This is a genomic window from Bradyrhizobium sp., from assembly GCF_049586575.1.
Lineage (GTDB): Bacteria > Pseudomonadota > Alphaproteobacteria > Rhizobiales > Xanthobacteraceae > Bradyrhizobium.
This window is the reverse complement of sequence record NZ_JBAVCF010000402.1, coordinates 1-3,361: the sequence shown is the minus strand read 5'-3', so window position 1 is coordinate 3,361 and position 3,361 is coordinate 1. Positions and strand designations below refer to the sequence as shown.

The following is a 3,361-nucleotide window of genomic DNA, read 5'->3' as shown; positions in this document are numbered from 1 at the left end:
GCTTTGAACAACTCGCCGGCCATGTGATAGGGCGTGCCCTGGCCCGAGGAGGCGTAGTTCAGTTTTCCCGGCTTGGATTTGGCGAGCGCGATGAATTCTTTCAGCGTGGTTGCCGGCACCGATGGATGCACGACCATCACGAGGTCGGCGACATTGAGCGGCGCAATCGGAGCGAGATCCCGCATCAGGTCGTATTTGCGTTGCGGCACCAGCGATTCATTGGCAGTCTGTGCGTTCGACACCAGGAGCAGCGTGTAACCGTCGGGCGCCGATTTGGCGACCTCCTGCGTGCCGATCACAGAGCCCGCGCCGGGACGGTTCTCGATCACGAAAGGTTGTTTGAAGTCCTGCTGAAACGCGTCGCCGAGCACGCGCGCCACAACGTCGGCCGGGCCGCCCGCGCCGAAGGGGACGATGATCCGCACCGAATGGGTGGGATAGTCTTGCGTGCGGCCTTCGGTCGCAAGAAAAGCCTGCATGGCGGTTGCAAGCGCGAGGATGAGCGAGATCCTCGCAACATGTTTGCCGATGATCATTCTGCGGTCTGTTATCCCCATATCTGCGGACCTCAAAACGCGTGCTCCACTACTTTCGTTAACTCTTCAGGACGTGCTCTCCGGCTTTGTCTTTTGGCGCGAATGACCGGTCAAGTCCAGTAATCGAGTCATGGACTTGGACTTCTCGGGCGGAATAAAATAGCCATCGTGAAGCCGGCCCAGGCCGGCCAATAAGATGAATCAGGGAAGCAATGAAAAACACAAGGATTTCCCGCCGGGAGGCGTTGCAAGTAGCCGGTGGTCTGCTCGGAGGAGTTGCGTTCTCCACCCGCGTTCTGGCCGATGCGCCGCCCGCGGAAGCCGTGACCCCGGCCCTGATCGAGGCCGCCAGGAAGGAAGGCCAGGTCGTTTACTACACGTCCGTCGATTTGCCGGTGGCCGAGAAACTCGCGAAAGCGTTCGAGGCGAAATATCCGGGAATTTCGGTGCGCGTCGAGCGCACCGGCGCCGAGCGCGTCTTTCAGCGCATTGGCCAGGAATATTCCAGCAATATCCACGCCGTCGACGTGGTGAATTCCTCCGATGCGGCGCATTTCATCGTCTGGAAGCGTGACGGCATTCTCGACGCCTATGTGCCGGAAGATGTCGCGAAGTTCTACGCGCCGGCGTATCGCGATGCGGACGGCCAGTTCGCAAGCTGGCGCGTCTGGCTCAGCATCATCGCCTACAACACCTCAATGGTGAAGGCCGAGGACGCGCCGAGGAGTTTTGCCGATCTGCTCGATCCCAAATGGAAGGGCAAGATCGTCAAGGGCCATCCCGGTTACAGCGGCACCATCATGACGGCGACCTATCAGTTGCAGCGCGAACTCGGCTGGACCTTCTTCGAACAGCTCGCCAAGCAGAACGTGATGCAGGTGCAGTCCTCGGCCGATCCGCCGAAGAAGCTCGAGCTTGGTGAGCGCGCGGTCATGGCCGACGGCAACGAGTACAACATCCTGCAATTGAAAGACGCAGGGAAGCCGGTCGAGCCGGTTTACGCGTCCGAGGGATCGCCGGTGATCGTGGGCCCCAATGGCATCTTCAAAGGGGCACCCAATCCCAATGCGGCGAAGCTGTTCCAGTCGTTCTGTTTCACCCGCGAGGCCCAGCAACTCATTATCGACGTCGGCGGCCTGCGTTCTTTCCATCCGCAAGCCAGGGAAAAGCCGAGCTGGACGCCGCTTCGCGATATCAAGACCCTGAAGGACGATCCCGTGGCCGTGGAACAGCAGGGCGCTGCTATCAAGGCTCGCTATTCGCGAATCTTCCACGTCTAAGTCCAGTGGTCCGAAAACCTCCCATTGCCTGCAAGGTTGTCATGAGTTCCGAGCTGCCGAAAGTTTCCGTCGCCGAAACGCTCGCGAAGAAAATCGCCGCGCTGAAGCCGGGCGTCCTGCCGTCAGAGACGCTGCGCAAATGCGAAGACCTGCTGATCGACATCGTCGGTCTCTGCATCACCGCGCGCAACGAGGACTACGTCAAGGCAGCGCTTGCCGGGTCTGACGATGACGGCTCATGCACCGTGATCGGGCACGCCGGCACGCTGACGGCCTCTGGCGCGGCCTTTGTCAACGGCACCGCCGCACATGGCGAGGATTTCGACGACACCTTCGAAGGCGGTCCCGTTCATGCCGGCGCGGTGATCGTCCCGGCAGTGTTGGCGGCCTGCGAGCGCCATCATCCGGATGGCAAGAGCGCACTGACCGGCATTGCGGTTGGCACCGAGGTGCTTTGTCGTCTCAGCCTTGTGGTGCCGAAGGCCGTTCACAAGGCCGGCTTTCACCCCACCGCGATCTTCGGCGCAATGGGGGCTGCCGCCGGCGTCGGCGCTGCGCTGGGGCTCAACGCCAGACAGATCGTCGATGCGCTCGGGATTGCCGGCAGCTTGTCCAGCGGCATCATCGAATATCTGGCGGAAGGCGCATGGACCAAACGGATGCATGCCGGCTGGGCGGCGCAATCCGGCATTCGCGCGGCGTTGCTCGCCAAACAGGGCTTTGTCGGTCCGCGCACGGTGTTCGAAGGCGTGCATGGGCTGTTTCACGGCTTTGCCCATACCACTGAGGGAGACTTCGACGCGTTGACGGGCGACTTCGGCACGCGCTGGGTCACCGACACGCTGGCGTTCAAGCCTTATCCGTGCGGGACGATGGCGCAGCCCTACATCGATTGCGCCAAACGTCTCGCCGCGCGCGGCATCAAGCCTGAGGATGTCGAGGTGATCCTGTGCGAAGTGGCGGAGGGCACGGTGCACCGGCTGTGGGAACCGCTCGCCGACAAGCAGCGCCCACGCAACGGCTATGCCGCGAAATTCGCCGTGCCGTATCTGCTCGCGACCGGCTTCGTGCATGGCGGTGTCGGGTTGGGCGCGTTCACGGAAGCGGCGATCCGCGACGAACGCGTCCTGGCGCTTGCGGCCAAGGTGAAATTCGTGATCGACCCCGACAATCCCTACCCGAACAATTACACCGGCCATATCAAGGCGACGCTGAAGGATGGTCGCGTGGTCGAGGAACGTCAGCCCTATTTGCGCGGCGGCGCGCGGGAGCCGCTGACACGGCAGGACGTGTCAGATAAATTCGCGCTCAATATTAAGCATGGCGGCTGGACCAAGACGCAGGGCGAGGCCGCGCTGAAGCTGCTCGCGGGACTTTACAAGGGCAAGATTGATTTGAGCGCGTTGCGTACATAGCAGTTTCGCTATCGTGCCACGCCAAAGCGGGGCATCCAGTATTTCGAGAGCTATTCGGGGGTCAATTGCGGACGGCGGTGTTTACTGGATCGTCCGCTTCGCGGACGATGACGGAGCATAGAATGACAGG

Annotated in this window: 3 protein-coding genes; 2 read left to right on the top strand and 1 reads right to left on the bottom strand. The window is 61.7% G+C overall.

Translation table 11 applies throughout. The features are described from left to right. A partial coding sequence (locus tag WB528_RS15940; protein ID WP_423889373.1) for a tripartite tricarboxylate transporter substrate-binding protein occupies positions 1 to 479 on the bottom strand: 479 nt, incomplete at its 3' end. Positions 480 to 748: 269 nt separating this feature from the next. Between WB528_RS15940 and WB528_RS15935 the strand changes: the two genes are divergently transcribed. Further along, a complete protein-coding gene (locus WB528_RS15935; RefSeq protein WP_423889372.1) occupies positions 749 to 1,816 on the top strand; it encodes an extracellular solute-binding protein in 1,068 nt (355 codons plus the stop codon). A gap of 41 nt (positions 1,817 to 1,857) precedes the next feature. Beyond that, on the top strand, positions 1,858 to 3,231 hold the full coding sequence (locus WB528_RS15930) for an MmgE/PrpD family protein (protein ID WP_423889371.1): 1,374 nt from the start codon (positions 1,858 to 1,860) through the stop codon (positions 3,229 to 3,231). Positions 3,232 to 3,361 lie beyond the last annotated feature (130 nt).